Annotated in this window: 20 protein-coding genes; 7 read left to right on the top strand and 13 right to left on the bottom strand. The window is 52.7% G+C overall.

Annotated features, from left to right (window positions below; all coding sequences use genetic code 11):
• Positions 1–29: 29 nt before the first annotated feature.
• Together OH31_RS10715 and OH31_RS10710 are read right to left on the bottom strand one after the other, a co-directional pair.
• On the bottom strand, positions 30–581 hold the full coding sequence (locus OH31_RS10715) for an NAD(P)H-dependent oxidoreductase (protein ID WP_024930724.1): 552 nt from the start codon (positions 579–581) through the stop codon (positions 30–32).
• A gap of 153 nt (positions 582–734) precedes the next feature.
• Positions 735–1235, bottom strand: coding sequence for a hypothetical protein (locus OH31_RS10710; RefSeq protein ID WP_019883274.1), 501 nt, complete (start codon positions 1233–1235; stop codon positions 735–737).
• Between the two features lie 301 nt (positions 1236–1536).
• Here OH31_RS10710 and OH31_RS14830 point away from each other — a divergent pair, with 301 nt between their 5' ends.
• From OH31_RS14830 to OH31_RS10695, 3 genes are all read left to right on the top strand, one after another.
• A complete protein-coding gene (locus tag OH31_RS14830) occupies positions 1537–1710 on the top strand; it encodes a DUF1328 domain-containing protein (RefSeq protein WP_019883275.1) in 174 nt (57 codons plus the stop codon).
• Positions 1711–1801: 91 nt separating this feature from the next.
• Positions 1802–4024 carry a bifunctional (p)ppGpp synthetase/guanosine-3',5'-bis(diphosphate) 3'-pyrophosphohydrolase gene (locus tag OH31_RS10700; RefSeq protein WP_024930723.1) on the top strand — a complete coding sequence of 741 codons (2223 nt, stop codon included), beginning with the start codon at positions 1802–1804 and terminating at the stop codon, positions 4022–4024.
• 10 nt (positions 4025–4034) lie between these two features.
• Entirely contained in the window at positions 4035–4406 is a 372-nt protein-coding gene (locus tag OH31_RS10695) for a YidH family protein (RefSeq protein ID WP_024930722.1), read from the top strand.
• A 40-nt stretch (positions 4407–4446) separates the two neighbouring features.
• On the opposite strand, the gene OH31_RS10690 is transcribed toward OH31_RS10695, so the two are convergent.
• From OH31_RS10690 to OH31_RS10650, 9 genes are all read right to left on the bottom strand, one after another.
• A complete protein-coding gene (locus tag OH31_RS10690) occupies positions 4447–5610 on the bottom strand; it encodes an efflux RND transporter periplasmic adaptor subunit (RefSeq protein ID WP_024930721.1) in 1164 nt (387 codons plus the stop codon).
• On the bottom strand, positions 5603–8776 hold the full coding sequence (locus OH31_RS10685; protein ID WP_024930720.1) for an efflux RND transporter permease subunit: 3174 nt from the start codon (positions 8774–8776) through the stop codon (positions 5603–5605). The genes OH31_RS10690 and OH31_RS10685 overlap by 8 nt, the downstream gene beginning before the upstream one ends.
• Complete coding sequence (locus OH31_RS10680) at positions 8769–9728, bottom strand: DedA family protein/thiosulfate sulfurtransferase GlpE (RefSeq protein WP_019883280.1); 960 nt, start codon at positions 9726–9728, stop codon at positions 8769–8771. The genes OH31_RS10685 and OH31_RS10680 overlap by 8 nt, the downstream gene beginning before the upstream one ends.
• A gap of 44 nt (positions 9729–9772) precedes the next feature.
• Positions 9773–10861, bottom strand: coding sequence for a calcium:proton antiporter (locus OH31_RS10675; RefSeq protein ID WP_024930719.1), 1089 nt, complete (start codon positions 10859–10861; stop codon positions 9773–9775).
• A 70-nt stretch (positions 10862–10931) separates the two neighbouring features.
• On the bottom strand, positions 10932–11819 hold the full coding sequence (locus OH31_RS10670; protein WP_024930718.1) for a biotin/lipoyl-binding protein: 888 nt from the start codon (positions 11817–11819) through the stop codon (positions 10932–10934).
• A gap of 11 nt (positions 11820–11830) precedes the next feature.
• Positions 11831–12043 carry a DUF1656 domain-containing protein gene (locus OH31_RS10665; protein ID WP_051502171.1) on the bottom strand — a complete coding sequence of 71 codons (213 nt, stop codon included), beginning with the start codon at positions 12041–12043 and terminating at the stop codon, positions 11831–11833.
• Positions 12040–14226, bottom strand: a complete 2187-nt coding sequence (locus OH31_RS10660) for an FUSC family protein (protein WP_024930716.1) — start codon at positions 14224–14226, stop codon at positions 12040–12042. The genes OH31_RS10665 and OH31_RS10660 overlap by 4 nt, the downstream gene beginning before the upstream one ends.
• Positions 14204–15676 (bottom strand): efflux transporter outer membrane subunit, encoded by a 1473-nt coding sequence (locus OH31_RS10655; RefSeq protein ID WP_024930715.1) that lies wholly within the window; start codon positions 15674–15676, stop codon positions 14204–14206. The genes OH31_RS10660 and OH31_RS10655 overlap by 23 nt, the downstream gene beginning before the upstream one ends.
• A gap of 62 nt (positions 15677–15738) precedes the next feature.
• Positions 15739–16242 carry a MarR family winged helix-turn-helix transcriptional regulator gene (locus OH31_RS10650; RefSeq protein WP_024930714.1) on the bottom strand — a complete coding sequence of 168 codons (504 nt, stop codon included), beginning with the start codon at positions 16240–16242 and terminating at the stop codon, positions 15739–15741.
• Positions 16243–16387: 145 nt separating this feature from the next.
• Between OH31_RS10650 and OH31_RS10645 the strand changes: the two genes are divergently transcribed.
• Complete coding sequence (locus tag OH31_RS10645) at positions 16388–18184, top strand: ABC transporter ATP-binding protein (protein ID WP_242402261.1); 1797 nt, start codon at positions 16388–16390, stop codon at positions 18182–18184.
• A 65-nt stretch (positions 18185–18249) separates the two neighbouring features.
• On the opposite strand, the gene OH31_RS10640 is transcribed toward OH31_RS10645, so the two are convergent.
• Both OH31_RS10640 and OH31_RS10635 read right to left on the bottom strand, forming a co-directional pair.
• On the bottom strand, positions 18250–19293 hold the full coding sequence (locus tag OH31_RS10640) for an NAD(P)-dependent alcohol dehydrogenase (RefSeq protein WP_024930712.1): 1044 nt from the start codon (positions 19291–19293) through the stop codon (positions 18250–18252).
• A gap of 183 nt (positions 19294–19476) precedes the next feature.
• On the bottom strand, positions 19477–20475 hold the full coding sequence (locus OH31_RS10635; protein ID WP_024930711.1) for an AraC family transcriptional regulator: 999 nt from the start codon (positions 20473–20475) through the stop codon (positions 19477–19479).
• A 152-nt stretch (positions 20476–20627) separates the two neighbouring features.
• Here OH31_RS10635 and OH31_RS10630 point away from each other — a divergent pair, with 152 nt between their 5' ends.
• The 3 genes from OH31_RS10630 (at position 20628) to OH31_RS10620 (ending at position 24763) form a co-directional block, all read left to right on the top strand.
• A complete protein-coding gene (locus OH31_RS10630) occupies positions 20628–22571 on the top strand; it encodes an SMP-30/gluconolactonase/LRE family protein (RefSeq protein ID WP_024930710.1) in 1944 nt (647 codons plus the stop codon).
• A 139-nt stretch (positions 22572–22710) separates the two neighbouring features.
• A complete protein-coding gene (locus tag OH31_RS10625; RefSeq protein WP_019883291.1) occupies positions 22711–22998 on the top strand; it encodes a PsiF family protein in 288 nt (95 codons plus the stop codon).
• A gap of 184 nt (positions 22999–23182) precedes the next feature.
• Positions 23183–24763, top strand: a complete 1581-nt coding sequence (locus OH31_RS10620; RefSeq protein WP_024930709.1) for a bifunctional diguanylate cyclase/phosphodiesterase — start codon at positions 23183–23185, stop codon at positions 24761–24763.
• Positions 24764–24766: the final 3 nt, after the last annotated feature.

The following is a 24766-nucleotide window of genomic DNA, read 5'->3' as shown; positions in this document are numbered from 1 at the left end:
TTTTTATGCTGAATCTTGCAAATGACCTGCTAGGCAACCAGCGTTTCCGGCAAATGCTGCTTAATCAACACAGCGGCCTGTTCTAGCGCCTGGTCGATACGCTGTTCAATCGCGGCACTGTCCAATTGGTAATTCGTGAACTCTGCATCCCGAGCATAAATGGTGGTCGGGATAGTGTAAATACCAAAAAAGCTGGCCAGGCTTCTTAAGTGCGACTCCAGCACCAGCGCATGGTGATCGCTGCCTCCTGTTGCCACCAAAATAGCGACTTTACCAGTGAGTTTTTTCGGGTCGACCAGATCAAAAAAGTGCTTGAGCAAGCCAGTATAAGAAGCTTTATACACTGGCGTGCCAATGACGATAATATCGGCCTGATGCAGCTTATCGTAGGCTTGCGCCAACGCGGGGGGAAACTGGTTAAAGGACACAGTAGGCCCCAGATCTGCCGTCAGTTTGGAAATATCGATCACCTCACCCGGACTATGAAACTTCTGGCTGGCCTTGGTCACCACAGACTCCACCAGCGACAAGGTTCTTGAGGGTGCAGTAATATTTCCGGAGACTCCAATAATTCGTGGCATTTCGATTTTCCTGATTAAACAATGTCTTGATTTAACAGCAAATAAAATGCCAGATTTAAACCCTTCATAATCAATCACTTGAAAAACAGATGCTGCCAATTCAACAACAAACGTCGCCAAAATGTTGGCTAGGCAACACCTCTGACTATGCCTCTAGGTTTTAATTTTGCGCACAGGGCGCGCAGGCGTCATTTGTTCGGCGTACATATTAATCAGGCTACGCTGAACACCGCCATCACCGCAGAGCTGAAAATGAATCAGGTAACGCTTGCCGACCTTGATAAACTGGTTAGCCGCCTGGATTTCTTCCAGCGATAGCACCGGGTTTTCACCGACATTGGTCGCAATATCCAGTTTGCTCCCCAGCCAGTCAACGCCAATTTTCTCCGGCGTGATACCACTCTCGCTATAAGCGACTGTTTTGACTTTTGTCACCGTGACTTGCTGCTGGCAATCGGGCAACACTTCATCCATGCTGACGAGCGCAATCACTGCCGGTCTTGCCTCGGCTTTGCTGCCGGTTTTATGCGACGGCCCAAGAATCACTTTGGCGCTATCACTGGCGGCAAAGGCGAAAGCGGGCAGCAGGCATTGCACGATCATGAGCAAACATGCGAGGCGAGCGGTCGCTGGTATGGTGTGAATCGAACGCATGGCGCGCTCCCTTCATAAGGATTTTTTTATTTAAATGGGCAGACTCACGATGGTGCGTATTCATTGCTTATTGTCATAGTGAGTCAACACTCACTTATGCGCACAAAGCTGTTGCAGGCCACAACATCAAGTCCCACATAATATAGCGCATTTGATGAGTCAGCGAAGCTGATTAACGCTTGTAAACCATCACCACGTAGGCTGATTCTGACCAATCATTTAGCAAATTACCGATAGGACAAGCTGGCCCGGTCTTTTAAGATGCCATCATCTTCACTGTCTAAAATGAAAGGTCAGACCTATGCTTTATTATGCATTGCTGTTTCTTGTGATCTCTTTTATTGCCGGTTTACTGGGCTTCAGAGGCATTGAGTCTGGTGCCGCAACGATCTCCAAAGTGTTCTTCTTCATTTTCCTGCTGCTGGCGATTGGGATTGCCCTGGCGGCGGTGCTGGGGATCAGCCTGTTCGCATAAAAGCAGCGAGAATCCCCCATCGCGCGCCCTGACAAATTGTCCGGGCGCGTTTTAGCTTTACGCTCATGCGCAATCGCGGCGATAATACTTTATGGTTTCAGCCCGTCGCCCTGCACACACACCAATATCTAACGATCCCCAAGCGCTCGCTGGATGGATTGCGTCTTTACCACAACGTTTCACCGCGCATGAGTTAGCGCAGATTCGCCAGGCTGGCGAACTGGCAGCCACCCTGTATAGCGGAAAATACGCTATCAACGACAGCCCCTTACTGCAACACGCCCTGGGGACTGCCGCCATTGTGGCTGAAATGAATATGGATGCAGATAGCCTGATAGCCGCCATCTTACAGGCCGCGCCTGACTTGTTAAGCGACTGGTCTGATAACCTATCCAGCCAGTTCGGGCAAACGGTGGTGAGCTTGATAGAGGGCATCGCACGTATGTCCCATATTCAGGCGCTAAGCGAAGTCGACGGGGCACAACCTGCTGACAACAAACACAATGACAGGGCGCAGCAGCTGGAAGCATTACGCAAAATGCTGCTGGCCATGGTGCAGGATATCCGCGTGGTACTGATCAAACTGGCAGAGCGCACGCAATTGCTGCGCCACCTCTCGGGCGCCAGCCCGGCGTGCCAGGCGCAGGTTGCGCGCGAAAACCAGAGCATCTTTGCCCCGCTGGCCAATCGGCTGGGCGTGTGGCAGTTGAAATGGGAGCTGGAAGATTTATCGTTGCGTTACCTGGAGCCGCAGCTTTACAAAGAAGTGGCGAAGATGCTCGACGAGCGGCGCGTTGATCGTGAGCAATACATCACGGATGTTGTCGCACAGTTACAGCATGAGCTGACTCAAGCCGGCGTGAAGGCCGATGTCAGCGGGAGACCCAAACATATCTCCAGCATCGTCAAAAAAATGAAGAGCAAACATCTGCAGTTTAACCAGCTGTATGACGTGCGTGCCGTGCGCATCATGGTCGATGACATCAAGGACTGCTATACCGCGCTGGGCCTGGTGCATCATCTCTGGCAGCCGATTCCTGGCGAGTTTGACGACTATATCGCGCGCCCGAAAAGCAACAATTATCGCTCGCTACACACGGCGGTGAGTGGACCGCGCGGCCTCGCGCTGGAAGTACAAATCCGTACCTTTGAAATGCACCAGCATTCAGAGTTAGGCGTGGCGGCGCACTGGCGTTATAAAGAAGGTGCCAAGTCTGATGCCAAATTCGACGAAAAAATTGCCTGGTTACGCCAGATTCTTTCATGGAAAGATGAGGTGGCCGACCATGGCGACTTGCTGGAACAATTTAATAGTGAACTGTTTCAGGACAAGGTATATGTGCTGACACCGCAAGGCAAGGTCATTGATTTGCCGCACGGCGCCACGCCGATTGATTTTGCTTATGCCTTGCACACCGACCTCGGGCATAGAACCAAAGGCGCAAAAATCAATGGCCAGATTGTGCCACTGCACACGCAGTTGGAGAATGGGCAGCGCGTAGAAATCCTCACCGCCAAACAAGGTGCGCCCAGCCGCGACTGGCTGAATGCGTCACTGGGCTTTTTACAAAGCCCGAGCGCACGTGCCAAGGTCAGGCACTGGTTCAAGTACCAGCACTTTGAAGAGAATGTCGCCCAAGGCCGCGCCAAGCTGGATAAAGAACTGCATAGAGCCGGGGCAGGCAGCCTGCCACTGGAACGTATCGCACAAAAACTGCAATTTCAGAAACTGGAAGATTGTCTGGCGGCGATTGGGCGCGGTGACATTAGCGAGCACCAGATTGCCATTACCATCCAGGGCGAAATCGCCCCTGCCGAACCGGCACCCGCACCGCCACTGGTCAAACGCCCAACCGCTTCGCAGGTCAACCATGCAGGGGTCACCATTGAAGGCATAGGCAATGTGCAAACCACTATGGCCAGATGCTGCAAACCGGTGTCGCCAGAGCCCATCGTCGGCTACCTGACACGCAACCACAGCGTCACCATCCACCGCCAGGCCTGCACGTTTATTAGCCGCCTGGCCGAGATACGCCAGAATCGTTTGCTGGCCGCACAATGGGGCAACAGCCAATCAGGGTTATCAGAAGTGGATATTGTGCTGGAAGCCAACGACAGGCAGGGCTTGCTGCGCGATATCAGCGAACTGTTTGCACGTGAAAAGATCAACACCACCAAGGCCAATACGCTGAGTCGCAATCATGTGGCATTGATGCAGTTTACGGTAGAACTCACTGATATTGACCAGTTGCAGCACTTGCTGCTGCGCTTGCAACAGGTGCCAGGTGTGATCTCGGCACAACGAAAAACCTGAAAGAGGCCCTATGTCTTACCTTGACGACCCACGTGTATATTTTGCCGCCGAACGCACCTTACTGGCCTGGCAACGCTCAGCGATTGCTCTGATGGGGCTGGGCTTTGTGATTGAGCGTTTTGGCCTGTTTATGCAACTGGTAGCTCACGATCACCCGCTGCCACATGCACAAAGCGCGTTATCGCTGTATATCGGGGTGGGGTTTATTCTCATCGGTGCCTGTACGGCCTTATTGTCTGCCGTACAGTTCCTGGTATTTTGCCAGTCGCTGAATATCGAGGAAAAACCGCGCGGTCACGTACTGTGGTTACCGCCTGCTGTAAATCTATTTTTGGCGGCGACGGCAATCGCCTTAAGCGGCTGGCTGATATTCACGCGCTAACAACGGGCCCGATACTAAGCCCGTTTACCAGCTCATTTCGTTACTTGGGTGTCTCTGCGCCTGTAGCGACATTCACCAGAATACCATCCATCACTCCGTCTGGCGGGTTTTCAATCACCTGATCCTGGCTGGTCAGGCCAGACTGCACTTCCAGGGTTTTGCCAAGGTCACGTGCAATCGTAATCGTCTTTAATATCACTTTGTGATCTTGGCCGACTGTCGCCACTTTAAGCCCATTCTGGTCAAAAATCAGGGCACTGGCCGGAATACTTAAGCGGCCAGCGGCATCATTCAGCGCCAAATTCACGTTGGCAAAACCACCTGGCAGGAAACGGCCCGCCGCATTATCCACCAGCAACTGCACCAATGTCGTTCCAGACGAGGCGTTAATAGCACCCGAAGTCGACTGTATGGTCGCCTCAAACACGGCGTCCGGCGAATCTGGCACCGTAAACTGCGCTTTGCCGCCTGGCTTGATCTGGCTGACATAGTTTTGCGGCACATTGATGTATAAACGCAATTTGCGGGTATTGGACACTTCAAACAATGGCTGTGCCGTCGTACCGCTATTGCCCGCATTAATCAGGGCCCCGGTATCGGTATTACGCGCCGTGACCGAACCGTCAAAAGGCGCCAGAATTTTAGCGAAGCTCTTGAGCGCAAGCAAGCGGTTCACATTGGCTTCAGCTGCTTTCACAATCGCCTGCTTGCTTTGATAGTCACCCAGCTTTTCATCGACTTCCTGCCGCGCGATCGACTGCGTTTTCAGCATATCCTGCCAGCGCTTGGCCGTGGTTTCAGCCAGGGCGACATTGGCCTGGGCACTAGCCAGGTCAGCCTTGGCTTGCAATAGCTCCTGGTCCAGGTCCGGCGTTTCGATTTCTGCCAGTAATTGCCCGCTTTTAACACTGCCGCCGATATCGACCTTCCAGCTTTTCAAATACCCGCTCACACGCGCATAAATAGGCGCACGGGCATAAGCCTCAAAGCGGCCAGGCAGGTTCAGGCTACCAGCTTCTGCGCCATGATCAGGCTGGCTGACACTCACAGTCGCCACGGCCTGTTTGTCTGTCCATGCTTTGAGTTTTTCGTGGTTGCCCGCGCGGCTGGCCACACCAATCACCACAATCCCAATCGCGGCCAGGGCCAGCAGCAGGCCACCCAGTTTAAGTCCACGGGAAGTCCCCGTCGTCGTATTACGCATGTAAATCTCCGGTAGAAACACTGACAGGGCGCGGGTAGTGCTTTTTGTGGATGGCGTTAAACACCACCGGCACAAACAGCAGCGTAGCCACCGTCGCAAATAACAAACCACCAATCACGGCACGGCCCAGCGGCGCATTTTGCTCCCCGCCCTCACCCAAGCCTAAGGCCATGGGTGTCATGCCAATCACCATCGCCAGCGCGGTCATCAGCACCGGGCGGAAACGTACAAAACCGGCATCAATCGCCGCAGCTGTCGCATCTTGCAACTCGGCCAGGCGCTCACGGGCAAAACTGATCACCAGCACACTGTTGGCCGTCGCCACGCCCATACACATAATGGCACCGGTGAGAGCAGGCACTGATAATGGCGTATAGGTCACAAACAGCATCCAGACAATGCCTGCCAATGCCGCCGGCAGGGCAGAAATAATCACAAACGGGTCACTCCAGGATTGCAGGTTAACCACAATCAGCAGGTAAATCAGCACAATCGCCCCCAGCAGGCCAAAAAACAGGCCGGTGAAGGCATGGTCCATGGTATACGCCTGCCCCAGCATGACCACACTGGCGGCCTTGGGCACCTGGTCTTTGGTCTCATCCAGAATCTTGCGGATATCGGCCGCCACGGCACCGAGATCACGGTCTTGCGTGCTGGCATGCACTTGCACCATAGGCTGGATATCATACTGGCTCACCACGGCATTGCCGACACTACGTTTAAAGGTGGCAATCCCGCCCAGGGTCTGCAACGGACCATCGCTACCGCTAATCGGCAAATTGGCCAGTGCATTCAGGCTATCCAGTTGATATTGCGGTGTTTGCAACACAATAGGATAGGTAACGCCATTGGCCGGGTTGAGCCAGTAGGTGGGTGAGACTTGCGAGCTACCGGCCATATTAATCACCATGCTATTGGTCACATCGCGCGTACTGATGCCGATTTCCTGCGCGCGGGTCTTATCAATGGCGATATCAAATGACGGACGGCTGCGTGACTGCTGGATACGTGCATCGACCACGCCCGGCACCTGACGCACCTTGGCCAATAACTGGTTGGCATAAGTAAAATCGTCGGCCAGTTTGCCACCGCGAATCTGGATATCAATCGGTGCAGGCGAACCGAAGTTCAGTATCTGGCTGACAATATCGGCAGGCGGAAACGAAAAGGTGGTATCCGGAAACTGCTTGGGCAACACTTCGCGCAAGGTGCGGATATAGTCGGCCGTCGGTGCATGATGTTCCTTGAGCGCAATCTGAATATCGCCATCATGCGCGCCGGTCAGGCCGGTATTGTTATAGGTCATGTTGATGCTGCTGATCGGCATGCCAATGTTGTCAACAATGGTCAGGATTTCATCTGCAGGAATGACCTTTTTAATCGCTACCTGAATATTGGCAAAACGGTTGGCGGTGTCTTCAATCCGCGTCCCCACCGGCACGCGCGCATGCATGAGAATTTGCCCGCTATCGACACTGGGGAAGAAATTGCTGCCCAGCATGGGGAGCAATAAAAACGACAGCATGACCACCGCCATAAAACCAGCCATAAACAAACGACTATGGTCGACAGCCAATATCAGGATAGCTTTATAGCCATGACGGATGCGCTCAAACCAGGCTTCAAACCATTGTTGAAAACGCACCAGCGGGTTACGGCTGACTGGTCTATGCTCTTCATGCAGATGTGGCTTAAGCAGGTAATTCGCCATGGTCGGCACCAGCGTCCGCGACAAAATAAATGAGCTGACCATGGCAAACATCACCGCTTCAGCCATGGGCACAAACAGGTAGCGCGACACGCCTTCGAGGAAAAACATAGGCACAAACACGATACAGATACACAACAGCGACACAAAGGCTGGCGTAACAATTTGTGCCGCGCCATCGAGGATAGACTGCTCGACCGGTTTGCCCTGCTCCAGGTGCCAGTTGATGTTTTCAATGGTGACTGTCGCCTCATCCACCAGTAAACCTACCGCCAGTGCCAGGCCACCCAGGGTCATGATATTCAGCGTTTCGCCGATGGCGGACAAGCCAATAATCGCCCCCAGGATAGACAGCGGAATGGAGGTGGCGATAATCAGCGACGAACGCCAGCTGCCCAAAAACAGCAGGATCATCAGGCTGGTTAAAATCGCCGCCAGCACGCCTTCAAACACCACGCCATCAATCGCGGCACGCACAAAAATAGACTGGTCATTGATCGGTGTGGCGACCAGCGTCTCTGGCAAGCCCGGTTTGATTTCCTCCAGTTTGGCTTTGATACCGTCAACAATGGCCAGCGTCGAAATCGCACCATTTTTAAGGATGGTCATCAGCACCGAACGGTTACCATCCACATGCACGATATTGGTTTGCGGCGGATTACCGTCACGTACCTGGCCGATATCGCGCATATACACGGTGGCACCATTGACTACTTTCACCGGGATATTGGCCAGGTCTTCAATCGCCGCAGCGGCATTATTCAGGTTTAAGGTGTATTCAATGCTGCCAATTTTTTGCGTACCGATAGGTACCACCATATTATGGGCAGCCAGCGCATTGGAAATATCCTGCGCCGACAAGCCGCGGGCCTGCAATGCAGCCGGATTAAGGTCGATCTGGATTTGCCGGCTCTTGCCGCCATAAGGGAAAGGCACGCCCGCGCCGGGCACAGTCACCAGACGGATACGCACGGCGTTCAGGCCGAGGTCAGCCAGGTTTTGCTCGGTCAGGCCTTTGCCAGACAGGGCAATCTGCAAAATCGGCACCGTAGATGCGTTGTAATTCAGGATCAGCGGCGGCGTGGTGCCAGTTGGCATTTGCCGCGTCACCGTTTGCGAAATGGCAGAAACCTGCGCATTGGCCGTGGCGATATTCACCCCAGCATGGAAAAAGATTTTAACGATGGCAAAGCCGTTATAGGAGTTGGCCTCGATATGTTCAATATCATTGACTGTCGTCGTCAGCGTCCGCTGGTAAAGCGTGGTGATGCGGCCGGCCATATCATCCGGCGGCAAGCCGGTATATTGCCAGGCAACTGCCACCACCGGGATGCGGATTTCAGGAAAAATATCGACCGGGCTACGCATGGCAGACAGCGTGCCAAAAATCAAAATCAGCAACGCCATGACCACAAAAGTATACGGGCGCTTGAGCGCAATCCCCACTACGTTAAACATGCATGTCCTTCATCATGGCTTCTTTTTCTGGCGTGGTGATCTCAAAACCAGCATCGCGCCAGGCATCTATGCCACCCGTAAGTGGGCGGATATTGCGGTAACCTCTGCCAATGAGTTTTTTGGCCACCTTGGCTGCCGTCACCTCATTGGGGCAAGAACAATACAGCACGACTGGCGCATCTTCATCAATCTCCAGCACCAGTTGGTCTACGTCTTCCAGCGTCACAAACTGCGCGCCTGAAATCCAGCCATCTTCTACCAGGTGTTTGGCCCGCGTATCGAGAATCACCGGCGCAGCGCCGCTATTTAACAGCGTATTTAATTCGTCGACGCTGATACGCGCCATGCGTAAACTCTTGATAAACCGTTGCCTGTCCCACCATTTGGCGGCGATAAAGGCCGTGATCAACACCAGCACCAGCAAGGTGCCCCACTTACCCATCTCGACCAGCGTGAGCATCAGCTCATCAATGGCAGAGCTGAACAAATGCCCCAACCACAATGCGGAGCCCGCCCACAGCACAGCACCCAGGCCATCCATCAATACGAATAACCAGTAGCGTGTGCCGGAGGAGCCTGCCAGTGCACTGGAGATAGACGCAAAGCCGGGCACGAACTTGCAGACCAGCAAGGCAGGCGGACCGAATTTCAGGTAAAGCGCTTCAGTTTGCCGGACACAGGTATCCGGCGATAAAGAGATTTTGCACAGCTTGCCCATGACGCGTTTGCCATATTTGCGGCCCGCGCGATACCAGATGGAGTCGGCCATCAGCGCGGCAACCACTGCCACCAGCAACATTGCCGCAAACGAATATTGCCCATTACCAATCAGCACCCCTGCCAGCAACAAGGTCGGGTAGGCTGGTAAAGGCAGGCCCATTTGCTCAAGAAAGACGCTGGCAAACACGATCAGCAAGCCATATTGCTGTATCAACTCAAGAACGGTATTCATAAAGGATAACTATTTCACTTCACTCAACAACAACAACAACAACACTACATACCCAAAGCGGCCAACATGGCAAAGGCCATAAACAATACAAAATGCGTCATACCTTCAATCGCATTGGTTTCACCATCATGCAGATTAATCGTCGCGACAATCAGTGTCAGGAATGTCATCACCATCTGCGTCGGCGACAAACCGACAATCAGCGGTCTGTCTTCGATCAGTGCAATGGCTTCAATCACCGGCACAGTCAGAATCACCGTCGACAAGGTGGCCCCCAGTGAAATATTCACCACCGTTTGCATGCGGTCATTGACCGCAGCCTTCAACGCCGTCAGTACTTCCGGGCTGGCCGCGATGATGGCGACCACAATCGCAGCCACAATAGGTGGCACGCCACTGCCGGTTAAACCGGCATCCATATGCATGCTCATTTCCTCAGACAGGAAACCGATGGTAATGATGCCAGCCAACATGTAAAGAATGGAAAATCTGACATCCGCGCTCATCGCGCCAGCCGACTGCCCGGTTTGTGCCTGATGTTGGTCGCGGTAACTGAAATAGTTACGATGGCGCCCGGTTTGCATTTTCAGGAACAGTGCATAAAACACGCTCATGGTGACGATGGTAAACATGGAATACAAACGCCAGTGCTCGGGCGGCAAAAAGGCAGGTAAGGCCATGGAGATGCCCAGTGCCGTCATGATCATGACGATGTAGGTGTTGCCGGAGTTGACGTTGTACTCCACTTCGCCATATTTGATACCACCAACAATCGCACACAAACCTAAAATACCGTTGATATCCAGCATCACCGCAGAATAAATCGCATCCCTGGCCAGCGTGGTTGACGAGGTATGGCTGAGCATCATGACAATAATCACCACCTCGATAATCACTGCGCTGATGGTCAGTATCATGGTGCCATAAGGCTCTTTGAGCCGTTCGGCCACATATTCCACCTGAAAAGACAGCTGAAAGGCCAGGTTGATAATCAGCAGCACAAACAGGATAGAAATGGTCAGCGACTCGGGCTGGCCGATATGCATGACTTTGTCGGCTTGCGCCAATGCCAGGTAGGCGATGATGGAAATAATCAGGGACAACAGTCCCGTTGGCGGTTTGTCGGTAAGCATGCGCTTAGATTGTGATCAATGAATAACCATCTTAACAGAGACTGTCGGGTTCTGTTGCATGTGGCCCTGCTTATCCATGCCTGATCACCACCGAACACGTCATCCCGGCAACCAGTGGCATCGCGGCTGGAATCTGGTCGAGGTGGATACGCACCGGGATGCGCTGTGCCAGGCGCACCCAGTTAAAGGTCGGGTTCACATTGGCCAGCAAACGGATATCGGTCGGGTTATCGCGGTCGGTAATGCCATGGGCGATGCTTTCAACATGGCCTTTGAGCGTGGCATGGCTGCCCAGCAGCTGCACTTCGGCCGCGTCCCCCACCTGGATCATATTTAATTTATGCTCTTCAAAATAGCCATAGACCCAGAATGAGTGCTGGTCAATCACCGCCAGCTTGGCCGCGCCTATCTGGGCAAAATCACCCGGGCGTACCAGCAGGTTAGACACCCAGCCAGCCACAGGCGACCGCACCACGCTACGCTCGAGATCGAGTTTAATTTTTTCCACCTGGACCACGGCGGCCTCATATTCGGCTTTGGCAGCGAGTGCACCCAGATCGGTATCCTCACGGTTTTCGCGTGAAATCACTTCATCATCCAGATGCGCACGGCGGGCAGATTGCTGTTTTTTCATCTCCCAGATGGACCTCTTCTGTTGGGTCACAGCGATGGCTTCCGCCAGCGCATGCTGGTAATGCATGGTGTCTATACGGAACAGCACGTCGCCTTTGTGTACATACTGGTTATCACGCACCGGCACTGCGGTCACCAGCCCGGCCACATCCGGCGCAATATTCACCACATCGGCGCGCACACGGCCATCGCGCGTCCACGGGTAATCGGTATAGCGCACCCACAACTTGTATGCCAATAACCCGGCCGCCAGCGCAATTGCCAGCGTAATCCCGACACGCAGGATACCTTTTGTTGCCTTAAACCAAATACGCTGTGACTGCATAGACGAGCCTTTCAATACACCATCAAACCAAACACGGAAAACAAGCCAAAAAACAAGGAAACCCTTAACAAGGCCGGATACCACACCAATTCGTAAATCCCCCAGGCGGCCAATACTTTATCAATCAACCAGATCGCCGCAGCGGCGAGCAAAAACGCCACAAACAAGGTGGGCACATGGGCATCCAGAAAAGCAAACTCACGCGGAATCCATTCATGCATCATGAGTCAGCTCCGGTTGACGTTAAAGCCTGGTCCTGCGGCAGCTCTGCCGCGATGACCAGCCTGATAAAATGCAATTGCGTGGTGAGCTTTCGCGCTTGTGAAGGCAGGAGTGCATCGGCATACTCCCCGCCTTGCAACCATGCCAGAAAATGATCCAACCATTGCAACACTGCTTGCTGCTGCGCCAACCCTGGCTGCTTGTAATAACTGGCGACCAAAGTCAACGTGCGTTGCACTAATTGATAAGGCTGTGCCAATACCCCCCTGGCAACCGCACGTAACGCCAATACTGCATGCCCCACCTCTAGCGCAGCACACAAGGCTTCTACCACACGCACACTTTCAGCTTCTTGTGGGCGGTGCACACTGCCGGAACGCTGGATCAAATCGCGTGTGCGCATTTCAAAAACGGGCGCAGTCATGCTCGCATGCAGGCAAGCATCGACCACTAGCTTGCGTAATTGCGTAAACACACGGGCCTTGGCCCAGGGGCTCGCTGCATAATCCGTCAGGCTGAACATGATGCCGGACACCACCAATGCCACCATCAGCGCAATAGAGTCGTTAAAATATTTGACAGGGTTATCACCCAGCGCCTGGTTGAATCCCACCATCAAAAAGTAAGCAATGCCCAATCCTGCGCCCACCAGAGTGGTGGCTGGCCGCGCGCTGAGCCATGCGGTGAGCAATATGGCAGGCGTAATCACGATACAGAGCATGACATAATCATGTGCCGCGGTGAGCCAGAATACATTGCTGATGTACACTAGCACGATGCCCAGCAACACCCCTACTGAGAATTGACGGATAGTGGCCATTGGCGCCGGACTAGCCGCAAACAAGGTGCTTGTAATCACCCCCAGCGTCATGGCCAGGATACCGGAGGGCCAGTCTATGGTCATCCAGATGGCCGCCAGGATCAGCAAGGTGAGTGCGCCACGGGTCGCAGCAATCGACACCGGCAACCAGTCAATGTGCATATGCAACTGCTCAGCGGTGAATTCACGGCTAGCCACTTTGCGCGCACGTGGCTGTGCCACTAACAATGCATAGGTGTCCAGGTAGGCAGTCAACTCTTTTGCCAGGCGCGACAGCAATTCTCCACCGGTTTCCACCTCCAGCTGATTGACGTCCGGATGCATCATCAAGCGTTGTAACTGCACCGCCAGGCGCGTATCAAAATCATGTTGAAACGTTGCGACAGCTTGCTGCACCCGGGTGATGGCTTCAGCATGACTAGCAGGCTGCCCGTCTATGAGCACCGCGGCAGATAAGGGCTGCATCAAGACCTGCAAAGCGCCTGCTTCCTTTGACGCCGCACGGGTTTGTAAGCGCTGGATCAGCCGCTGCAAGACGACATAGGTCGTAGAAACTGCCATAAACTGCACATTGAGCCGGTTGATGGTTGCACTGTGTACCCGCGCATCATCCGTTTCAAACTGCGCAGACGAACGAAATGCCTCTAACTGATAAATATCTTGCATGAACTTTAAAAACGGCTGATTGAGCCCAGCAGGTGCACCTGTGCCCAGTAGTACACTGAAATCGCGAAACTTGCTGCGTACGACTGCCTGAATGTTCTCCCACAGGCGTTGCGGCAGCACCAGCTCACTGACCAAGGTCGCACTTAATAAACCGACGCCAATTTCAGACATGCGGGTTGAGGCGATTTGGAAGGTATGCCAAGGCGTCAGCGTCGCAGGCAAGCCGACAATACACAAAGTATAGCCAGCCAAGACAAACCCATAAGACTGGAAGTTACGATACACCAGCGAGCCTGCCGTACACATGCCTATCCAGAGCGCTGCCGCAATAAAAAACGGGAAGCGGTCTTGTGCAAACCAGGCCACCAGCAACATGGAAAACAAAATCCCGATCACGGTACCGATCAGGCGGTAATAACTTTTGGTGATCACCATGCCGGAACGGAAATGCATGACAATCACCACCGTCAGCAAGGCGGTCGCGGGCTGATCCATTTCCATTTTCAAGGCCACCCACAACGCCAGCAAAGCCGCCAACAGATATTTGAACAAATAACCAATCAAAGGAAAGTCCTGACGATACCAGTCGGCTGCAGCTTGCTGCAGACAGTCGGTCACAAATCGCAGGCTTTTCCCAAGCGTTGACAAGCCTGTCAGCAACCGTTGCATACCGCGATTAATGTGTTGCGTGTTCAGCATCGATCACCCCTCCACCCAGCGCCAGCATCAATGCCGCATAGGCTTCCAGCCGCACCGCCTCCTGCTCCACCAGAATGCCTTTTTGTTGCAATACCAGTGCGTTGGTTTGCAGGCTTTCCACCAGGTTGCTTAACCCGGCGCGGTAATTCTTCATCGCCAACCTGTGCGCCTGCTCGGTTTTTGCCAGCGCCTGCTGCGTATTGTCAGTTTCGGTCGCCACCGTATTCAAGATGGAAAGCTGATTTGAAATGCTTTCCAGTGCCTTGAGAATAGTCGCGTTGTAATCCTCTACCGCCATGTCATACAGCGCCGTTTCTGCCGACAGGTTAGCCCGGCGCTTACCGCCATCAAAAATAGGCAAAGACATGGCCGGGCCCAGGTTACCGACCAAACCGGCACTGGAAAACAGGCCGGAAAACGCCAGTGCCTGAAAGCCGATATAGCCCAACAAATTGATATTCGGGTAAAACGCTGCCTTGGCACTTTGAATATGTTTTTGCGATGCTTCAACACGCCATCTGGCAGCGACAATATCCGGGCGACGGCCAACCAGGTTGGCAGGCAAATGATCAGGCAAGCCGATACTGGCGGACAAACGCAATGTTGGGCGCTGTAAACTGTCACCCGCGCCCGGCCCTTCACCACTGAGTGCTGCAATCTGGTTTTTCAGCAAGGTGAGGTGTAACTCAATCTGCGCCAGCTTGTTTTGTGCTGCAGGCAATTGCGCCTCCAGGCGGCTCAGGTTTAATTGCGTATTGAGGCCGGCAGCCAGTGCTTTTTTAGCGATGGTAATTTCATGGCGCACATCGTCCAGCTCCTCTGCTGCCAGGTCGCGCCACTGATACTCTGCCGCCAGGCGGATATAGCTTTTCACCATGGCAGCAGTCAGCTCAATCTTTACCTGCTGCATTTCGGCTTCACTGACATGGGTCTCATCCAGCGCCGCCAGCCAGGCTGACTTCTGCTGTTTCCATAAATCCAGGTTATAAGACATATCCACTGTCGCCTGGTTGTTCCAGTTAAAGCGGCCCGCCCACGGCTTGGGGATAAAACTCAACTCGGTAAAGCGTTCGCGTGACGAGCTCACTTTACCGCCAACATTCGGCAAGGTCGCCGCATGCGCCTGCTCGGCCATCGCCGTCGTCAAGGCAATGCGCGCCGTGGCTTTTTTGAGGTCCGGATGGTCATGCAGGCTTTTCTCCACCAGGCGGTCCAACTGCGTATCCTGATACGCCTGCCACCAATGCTCCCTCGGCCAGGCAATGGCGGAGGCATCCTCTATCGCCTTGCCCAGTGCCAGTTTATCTTGCGCCAGCGGTTGCGACGCGGGGATGATGCCTTTGGAGCTGATGCATCCATTTAATAACAGGGCCAATAACCAGACACCCCAGCGAAACACTCTCACGGGTTGGCGCGGCAATATGGCAACGATAGTCAATGGCATAAACATAAAGTATGGTTATTGATAGTATGGAATCAAACTAAATAACTAAAAAATTTTACTCGATCAATTTACTTGATTAAATCGACCCGGCTGGCCAAGGTGGCGAGATCGGCAATCAAGGCATTTCTTTCCGGCTTACCCAGCACATTCATAAACTGCGTGACGCATTGCACATACACCGGCATCACTTCGTCCAGTTTTTGCTGTCCGGCCACCGATAAGCGGATAAGAAATTTGCGTCTGTCATTGGTATCCATAAAACGTGACACCAGCCCTTCGCGCTCCAGGCCGTCAATAAAGCCAGTCATTGTCGCCTTGGTCACACCCGCCTTGTCAGCCAACTCTGAAGGGGAAGAGGTCAGATCGTCCTGGCGCATGAGTAAAACCAGCACCCACCAGCGACCTTGTAACAACCCATGTTGGGCCAGCAACGCATCGAGCGCAGACGAAATATCCGACGCTGCACGCAAGATACTGACGAAATCAGAAATGGCCGAAATGTCTGTGCCGGGATAACGCGTCACAAACTTTTCCAAGCTTTTGGAGGTAGGCAATTCTTTAAGCAGCAACATAATACGGACCAATATAGTATGGAATCAAACTAAGTGCAAGTAAAAAATATATTTTGCCAAGAAAATGATCAGGTCATTGTTATGATTTTTCTGGTTTAATGAAGCGTATCTTCAGCTTATTCGATGCCTGGCATCCTACTCACCTGTGAACTTCAAAAATCATCCTCTCCCGCAGAAAGCCGTCCGTTTTCTGTTTTTGTATATCACGCGCCGCCCCTGGTTGTTTGGCTCAGTGTTCCTCATCATCATCGGCGCCGCCAGTTCAGCAGTTGGTGTGCAATATGCCATGAAGCTGCTGGTGGATGCCATGGACAGTTCGGTACGATCCACCGCCCATGTCTGGGCACCTTTATTCCTTTTCCTGGGATTGATCACCGTCGAGAACCTGTTGTGGCGGTTGGGTGGCTGGCAAGGCTCCCGCGCCATCGTCGCCAGCGGGGTCGATATCCGGCTAGACCTGTTCGAGCATCTGACAGGCCATTCGATGCGCTACTTCAACCAGCACTTTTCAGGCGCACTGGGCAACCGCATCACGTCTACCGCTGCGGCTACCGGTGAGATATTTGCCACGATGTTCTGGCGTATCCTGCCGCCGATCACCGACTTCCTCGGTGCCATTCTCGTACTGACGACCATACGCTGGCAAATGAGTTTGGGCTTGCTGTTCTCCGTGTTATTTGTCGCCGGTCTGCTCATCCTCTTCGGCATCCGCGGCCGCAGGATACATGACAATTACGCTAGGCGATCCTCCGATGCCAGCGGCAAGATGATTGATGTAGTGAGTAACGTGTGGACAGTGAAAGCGTTTTCCGCCCGCTATCGCGAAAAACACAGGCTGTCACGTGAGTTAAACCGCGAAGCCAAAGCGCACCGGCGCAGCTGGATGTATGTAGAACTGGCCCGCGTGATCCATGACATGTGCCTGGTCGTGACCGGCGCCGGCATGCTGGTCTGGTCCATATTACTCTGGCGCGCCGGCAGCATCAGTACCGGCGACGTGGTCATCGTCAGCACCCTCACCTTCAGGATACTGCATGGTTCGCGAGACCTTGCCCTTGCCTTAGTCGGCACTGCCCAACAATTCGGCATCATCAATGAAACACTCAAAGTGATTGCGCTGCCACACTTGGTCAAAGACCCGGCTGAACCCTCACCACTTAAAGTCGAAAGCGGTAATATCCTGTTTGACAACGTGTCTTATACCTATCCGGATGGTCACAAAGTGTTTGACAACCTGTCATTTGAGATCAAGGCCGGTGAGAGAGTCGGCCTGGTGGGGGCTTCCGGTGCCGGGAAATCGACCCTGATCAGCCTGATTCAGCGCCTGGATGATATTCAGGGCGGCCAGATCCTGATTGACGGCCAGCGCATCGACCAGGTCTCACAAGACAGTTTACGGGCAAACATTTCCGTCGTCCCCCAAGACATTGCCCTGTTCCACCGCTCGGTGTTCGAGAATATCCGCTACGGCAACCCAGATGCCTCAAACGAAGAGGTGTATAGCGCGGCACGCAGTGCCTATTGTGACGCCTTCATTCGCGGCTTGCCCAAAGGCTATCGCACGATCGTGGGTGAAAAAGGCATCCGCCTGTCGGGTGGACAAAGGCAACGTCTGGGCATCGCCAGGGCTTTTGTCAAAGACGCCCCAATTTTGATATTGGATGAAGCCACGTCTGCGCTGGACTCCCAGTCTGAAAAAGAAATTCAGTCAGCGTTAGCCTCGCTGATGCAAGGGCGGACCGTGTTAGCCATCGCACACCGGCTTTCTACACTGGCCTCATTCGATAGAATCATCGTGTTGAAAAATGGGGTGATTATTGAAGATGGCCCGCCAGACGTGTTGCGCGCGAATGGCGGCCCATTTGCTGAGGCATGGCAACTACAGGCTAACAGCCTTGACCCGCAGGCAACCGATAAGCTGGCAACCACGGACCCTAGCTGAAAGTAAACTGTTGCATCCATAAAAAAGCCCTGCTCAACCGAACAGGGCTTTTGCTAAGCGCTTGCTTAAGCTTTCATTGAATTGATATCAATCACAAAGCGGTATTTCACATCGCTCTTGAGCATGCGCTCGTAAGCGTCATTAATGTAATTGGCATCGATCATTTCTACATCACTGACGATATTATGTTTGCCACAGAAATCGAGCATTTCCTGGGTCTCGGCGATGCCACCGATCAGTGAACCGGCGACATGGCGACGCTTGGTAATCAGGTTGGCGCCATGCACTTCGACCGGATCCAGTGGGCCGACCAGCACGATGGTCTTATCGCGCTTGAGCAGGCCGATATAAGGATTGAGGTCATGTGCGACTGGCACGGTATCAATAATCAGATCAAAACTGGCCGCATGTTTGGCCATGTCATCCGCATTTTTGGAGATCAGCACTTCATGTGCGCCCAACTTGGTAGCATCCGCTGCTTTACTGGCTGAGGTGGTAATCATGACCACGTGCGCGCCCATGGCGGCGGCTAATTTCACGCCCATATGACCCAGGCCACCGAGGCCGATAATGCCCACTTTCTGGCCGGGCTGTACATCCCAGTGTTTGAGTGGTGAATACAAGGTAATACCGGCACATAACAGTGGCGCCACGGCTTTGGTGTCCAGATTCTCTGGCACGCTGACAACGAAATTTTCATCGACTGTAATACGCTCGGCATAGCCACCAAAGGTCAGGCCACCATGCTTGGTGTCTTTGGCATTGTAGGTAAACACAGAGCCATTGCAATATTGTTCTTCACCAGCGTCACAGTCTTCGCAGTGGCGGCAGGAGTCGACCATACAGCCGACCCCAACCAGTTGCCCCAGCTTGAATTTGGTGACATGACTGCCGATATTTTTCACACGGCCAACAATTTCGTGGCCGGGCACCATGGGATACAAAGAACCACCACCCCATTCATTCCTGGCCTGGTGGATATCCGAGTGGCAAATGCCACAGTACTCGATGTCGATCAGGACATCGTGCGGGCCAGTTTCGCGGCGATCAATACTCATGGGCGCGACCGGTGAGGTCGCATTTTGTACACCATAGGCGGCAGTTTTCATAGCATCTCCATCATCTATTGTTACGTGTTAACCAATGGCAAAACAACGCCACCGTATTGCCAAACAGTCTAAACATGATCACACAAAAGTGCTTGCCTGCTTTTATCAAATGCTTGCCTAATCCTCTGCGATGTCGGCATATTTAACGCAAGAAAAAGTGATTTCATTGTCACAATGACCGTTTTACTGTTGAACAGTCACATACTGGTCAACCATCTGATTGGCTACAAATTCGCCGGGCGATGTGATCAATGCGCTGCGTACGGCACTCACCTCCTCCATCGGGCTTTTGCCAAACATGCGCTTGAACTCGCGGCTGAACTGTGAGGCACTCTCGTAGCCGACTTTAGTCGCAGCCAAGGTTGCATTAATACCGTCCTGCACCATAAGCAAGCGGGCTTTATGCAAGCGTGTTTTTTTTAAATATTGAATCGGTGAAGTAGCCGTCACATCCCTGAATGCAGCATGAAAAGACGGCACACTCATGGCAGACACCGCCGCCAGCGTATCGACATTGAGCTCATTGGCATATTCGGCATGAATCAACCTAAGCGCCTTGCTGATTTTGCCCATATTGTTGTGGGTGCTATGCGCTGCCAAAATGGCCGACGCTTGCGAAGACTGCAGGATACGGTAATGAATCTCGCGGATAATCGCCTGTCCGAGTACGGCGGCTTCATTTTTAGATTGCAGGCACTCGAGCAATCGCACCACGGCATTCGACAATTGCTTATCCAGCGCTGTCGAACTGATGCCACTTCTACCGTTAATATTCATCGGCGTCGCATGCTCCACACTCAACAACAGCTCGGAAACCATAGACAGATTGATGCGGATGGAAATAGCGAGTAATGGCTCCTCGGCGGAGGCGATGGTTTCACTTTCAAATGGCAACGGCACCGACAGGATCAGGAACTGTTGCGGATTGTATTGATAGACCTCACCGCCCAGGTAGCCCACTTTGCGACCCTGGCAGACAAACACAATACTAGGCTCATAAAATACCGGGCTACGTGGAATCGCCCGGTTCCAGCGCATGAGCTTGACGCCATCCAGCGCAGTCAGGGTAAATCCCTCTGTCGGTGTCAGTGCCGAAAGCAGCGTAATCGTGCGGTCTTTGTCGTGCGCATGCCAGCATTCGTTACCATTCATAATATAAGTGCGATTAAAATAAATAGGCATTCATATTACTCCTAATTAGCAATAACCATCACCACCGCCATAGAATTAGGCAATCATTTCATATCTTTTAACTTTTCACGGCAGATACAACTGCTTACACTGGCCCTATTGCAGTTGGATTGATTGCAATACTTTTGGAGAAAGGGATACAAATGAAAAAGAATCCACTGATCACAGGCCTGGTCAGCGCCATGTTCGCCACACTGGCCACCTCTGCCTGGGCAGATATTAACGATGTGCGCGCAAATTTGAGCAAACTGCATGTGCCGGAAGGCTTTCATGTTGAAGTCTACGCAGAAGTACCCGGTGCGCGCCAAATGGCGCTGGGCACCAACGGCAATGTCTACGTCGGCACACGCGGCAGCAAAGTATACGCCGTGGTCGATAAAAACAAAGACCATAAAGCCGACCAGGTCGTCACTATTCTAGATGACCTGAGTGTAGGCAATGGCGTGGCCATGGTGGATGGCCATTTATATGTCGCCGAGCAACATCGCATCACGCGTTATGCCGCACCCGATTTCGATTTAACCCTGCCGTTCAAGGCCATGCGTGAAGTCATTTACGACAAGTTGCCAGACAAGGCCCACCACGGCTGGCGCTACCTGGCGGCAGGCCCGGACAACAAGTTATATGTCACCCTGGGTGCGCCATGCAATATTTGTGACCCGGTCGGCATTGAAGCCTCGATTATTCGCATGAATCCGGATGGCAGCCAGGTAGAAATCTTTGCCAAAGGTGTGCGTAACTCGGTAGGTATGGACTTTCAGCCAGGCACTAACACCCTGTTTTTCACCGACAACGGTGTCGACCTGTTGGGTGCCGATGTGCCACATGACGAACTGAATGCGGCCCCTAAAGCCGGTTTGCATTTTGGCTTTCCTTACTATGCCGGTGGCGATGCGCGTGACCCGAACTGGAAAAACAAAACGCCGCCAGCTGACGTGACCAAACCCGTAGCCGAATTCCAGGCGCACACCGCCAATCTGGGCTTTAAGTTTTATACCGGCAAACAGTTTCCAGCCGAATATCAGGGCAATGCTGTGATTGCGCAACATGGTTCCTGGAACCGTAAAGTACCGGTCGGCTACCAGTTGGTACGCGTGACATTTGACGCCCAGCACCAGGTCAAGGAAACCAAACCATTTATCGACGGCTGGCTGAGTGCTGAAGGCGAAGTATGGGGCCGCCCGAATGATGTGCTGCAACTACCGGATGGCTCTTTACTGGTATCGGATGACTACAATGGCGTGATTTACCGTGTCAGCTATGATGGCAAAACACACAGCGTAGCAGCATCCCCTGCCAGCGAAACCAACACCTTGAGCGGTTTTGTCATGCCGGAGTCTGTATTTGCCACCCCGGAAGGCGTGACTTACATCTCTGAAATTGGTGAATTTGGCAAATTGGGCGATGGCAAAATCACACGCATTGCCGCTGACGGTACACGTAGCACACTGGCGGATGGCTTAAACGACCCGAAAGGCCTGGATCTGTTTAATGGCCAGTTGTATGTGGCCGACATGGATCGTGTGGTACGCATTGACGCAGCTAGCGGCACCCAAACCGTGATTGCTGCGGCCAGTGCTTTCCCGCAAAAGCCAGTGTTTTTAAATGACATTGAAATCGACGGCCTGGGCAATGTATATGTGTCAGACAGTGGCGATGACCACGGCAACGGTGCAGGCATCTTTAAGATTGCGCCAGATGGCAAACTGACGCAGGTGCTTAAAGCCAAAGCAGGCATCAAGCGCCCGAATGGTTTACTGATGGATGGCCCGGATCGTTTACTGGTGGCTGATTTTGGCACTGGCAAACTATTCAGCGTGCAAATCGGTAGCAAAAAAACCAGCGTCACCTTGTTGAATCAAGGCTTTGGCGGTGCAGATGGCCTGGTCAGAGATACCAACGGCCTGCTGTATGTGAGCGACTGGGCAGGTGGTAATGTCTGGCAACTGACTGAACCCAAAGCAACGCCACAACGCATTATTCAGGGGTATCAGTCCGCAGCAGATATCAGCCTGTCGGCAGATGGCAAATCACTGTTGATTCCTGACATGAAAGCGGGCACTTTACACAGCGTGCCGATTCATTAATTGCTAGTCAAAGCCCGGTGTTTCACCGGGCTTTTTTATTCCCCCAACCGTTAATCTCTATGTCACAATGCCAGGCACAGGCCTGCTAACCAGCGGCCTGAATTCGAAAAATACTTATCTTTTTTGTTTGGAGACTTTCATGAATAAACTGGTGATTGCCTTGTTGTTGTCTTGCGTCTGTATCTCTGCCAATGCGGGCCCGCAGCAGGAAAAAATGAAAACCTGTAATGCCGACGCCAAAACCAAAGCACTTGCAGGCGATGAGCGCAAAGCCTTTATGAAAGAATGTTTATCTGCAGATGGTGCCAGTGCTGGCTTGACTGCACAGCAAAACAAAATGAAAACCTGTAATGCCGATGCCAAAACCAAAGCGCTCGCTGGTGATGAACGTAAAGCGTTTATGAAATCCTGCTTGTCAGCCAAATAATTTCAGCAACACACCTCAACCATCGCCTGTTGTCCTGCAACAGGCGATTTTTTATTATTTTTTCAAATCCGTTCTAAAGTTTCTTTATATTCAGCCGTTAATTGAGTTAGCCCTTGTTGTAGCCGCTAAAAATGGCGTACCAATACAAGGCCTCAATTGTGCTCCAATACTGGGACAGAATGGTATGAATACCACTATTAAAAGACTGGCTGGCAAACTGATCCCCGCCGTTGCTGCGCTGACGCACCAAACAGCGGCGGCCGTGCCAGTCCCTCTGGCAACCACACATACCAGCACCTCGTTTAACCACATGATGGTGACTACCAGCATCACAGCCGTCGCGATCGTCTGCGTATTATTGCTGTATCAATTCTGGCGCTTCTACCAGCGCGCACAGCGCCGGGAAGCCGACATTCGCCAGCAACTCTGGCGGCAGGCCAATTACGATTACCTGACGCAACTGCCTAACCGCTACCTGCTGCAAAAATGCCTGGAAGAAGCGATTATTGATTGCCAGCAATCGCAACAACAATTGGGCTTATTACTGATTGACCTGGATGGCTTTAAGGATGTGAATGATATTGCCGGTCATGCGGTGGGGGATCGCTTGCTGCAAAATGCAGCGTTGCGCATACAGTCTTGCGCGCGCAGTGGCAACACCACCGCCAAGCTGGGCGGAGACGAGTTTGTGGTGGTCATCCCCAAGCTGCGGGATATTCAGGTGCTACACGAGATTGGCGCCAAGATTGTAAACACCATACGCTCACCGTTTTACATTGAAGATAACCAATACTTTGTCACCGCCAGCATCGGCATTGCCGTGTTTCCCGATCACAGCAAATCCGGCGAAGAGTTAATGATGTTCGCCGATCAGGCGCTTTACGCCGCCAAACGTGCCGGCAAAAATCAATATCAGTTCTTTACGCAAACCATGCAGCGGGAAATACGCGACCGTATTTCGCTCACGCATGACTTGCGCTCAGCTGTCGCCAATGGTGAGCTACATTTGGTTTACCAACCCATTTATCGCCTGAGCGACTTATGCCTGATTAAAGCGGAAGCGTTAATCCGCTGGCAACACCCGACACGCGGCGCCATTCCGCCTGATGTATTTATTCCACTGGCAGAAGAGTCCGGCGTGATTATCGAAATTGGCAAATGGATTTTTGATGAGGTGCTCCATGACTTATCAGCCATTGACCTGTTACGCCTGCAAGGCACGCAAATCAGCCTCAATATTTCGCCCGTACAATTTGCGCATCCACAACACCTGATGGCCTTTATCAAGCGCCTGCAACGTTCCAACATCCCATGCGAACGCTTTTGTTTCGAAATTACTGAAGGCTTGTTACTGGAACCATCCAAAGTAACGCAAGACACTTTAAAGAACGTCAAGCACGCAGGCATCAAACTCTCGATAGACGACTTTGGCACCGGCTACTCTGCGCTCGGTTATCTCAAAAAATACCAGATCGACTACGTCAAAATTGATAAGTCATTTATTAAGAATCTGGAGGTCGACAATTACGACTTCATTCTGTGCCGCTCTATCATTCAGATGGCACATGAACTGAATATCAAACTGATTGCGGAAGGCGTGGAGAATGCCCGCCAGGAGAGCATTCTCAAAGTGATTAACTGCGACTTTATCCAGGGATTTTTACATGGCAGACCCACCATGTTCAGCTCGCTGCTGGAGCAGGTCTACCAGCAGACTGCGCACCAGCGTGTGCATAGCCTGATGAATAATGAAACCAAACATTAGAGC

Origin of the sequence: Methylophilus sp. OH31 (genome assembly GCF_000576615.1) — a bacterium.
Classification (GTDB): domain Bacteria; phylum Pseudomonadota; class Gammaproteobacteria; order Burkholderiales; family Methylophilaceae; genus Methylophilus.
The sequence above is the reverse complement of the archived record's forward strand: the minus strand, read 5'-3'. Positions and strand labels throughout refer to the sequence as shown.

Coding starts and splice junctions, on each gene's coding strand:
- OH31_RS10715 (WP_024930724.1), bottom strand. CDS start 581: ATGCCACGAATTATTGGAGTCTCCGGAAATATTACTGCACCCTCAAGA.
- OH31_RS10710 (WP_019883274.1), bottom strand. CDS start 1,235: ATGCGTTCGATTCACACCATACCAGCGACCGCTCGCCTCGCATGTTTG.
- OH31_RS10640 (WP_024930712.1), bottom strand. CDS start 19,293: ATGAAAACTGCCGCCTATGGTGTACAAAATGCGACCTCACCGGTCGCG.
- OH31_RS10655 (WP_024930715.1), bottom strand. CDS start 15,676: ATGTTTATGCCATTGACTATCGTTGCCATATTGCCGCGCCAACCCGTG.
- OH31_RS10625 (WP_019883291.1), top strand. CDS start 22,711: ATGAATAAACTGGTGATTGCCTTGTTGTTGTCTTGCGTCTGTATCTCT.
- OH31_RS10670 (WP_024930718.1), bottom strand. CDS start 11,819: ATGCAGTCACAGCGTATTTGGTTTAAGGCAACAAAAGGTATCCTGCGT.
- OH31_RS14830 (WP_019883275.1), top strand. CDS start 1,537: ATGCTTTATTATGCATTGCTGTTTCTTGTGATCTCTTTTATTGCCGGT.
- OH31_RS10680 (WP_019883280.1), bottom strand. CDS start 9,728: ATGAATACCGTTCTTGAGTTGATACAGCAATATGGCTTGCTGATCGTG.
- OH31_RS10685 (WP_024930720.1), bottom strand. CDS start 8,776: ATGTTTAACGTAGTGGGGATTGCGCTCAAGCGCCCGTATACTTTTGTG.
- OH31_RS10675 (WP_024930719.1), bottom strand. CDS start 10,861: ATGCTTACCGACAAACCGCCAACGGGACTGTTGTCCCTGATTATTTCC.
- OH31_RS10690 (WP_024930721.1), bottom strand. CDS start 5,610: ATGCGTAATACGACGACGGGGACTTCCCGTGGACTTAAACTGGGTGGC.
- OH31_RS10700 (WP_024930723.1), top strand. CDS start 1,802: ATGGTTTCAGCCCGTCGCCCTGCACACACACCAATATCTAACGATCCC.
- OH31_RS10620 (WP_024930709.1), top strand. CDS start 23,183: ATGAATACCACTATTAAAAGACTGGCTGGCAAACTGATCCCCGCCGTT.
- OH31_RS10650 (WP_024930714.1), bottom strand. CDS start 16,242: ATGTTGCTGCTTAAAGAATTGCCTACCTCCAAAAGCTTGGAAAAGTTT.
- OH31_RS10630 (WP_024930710.1), top strand. CDS start 20,628: ATGAAAAAGAATCCACTGATCACAGGCCTGGTCAGCGCCATGTTCGCC.
- OH31_RS10695 (WP_024930722.1), top strand. CDS start 4,035: ATGTCTTACCTTGACGACCCACGTGTATATTTTGCCGCCGAACGCACC.
- OH31_RS10635 (WP_024930711.1), bottom strand. CDS start 20,475: ATGCCTATTTATTTTAATCGCACTTATATTATGAATGGTAACGAATGC.
- OH31_RS10665 (WP_051502171.1), bottom strand. CDS start 12,043: ATGATGCATGAATGGATTCCGCGTGAGTTTGCTTTTCTGGATGCCCAT.
- OH31_RS10660 (WP_024930716.1), bottom strand. CDS start 14,226: ATGCTGAACACGCAACACATTAATCGCGGTATGCAACGGTTGCTGACA.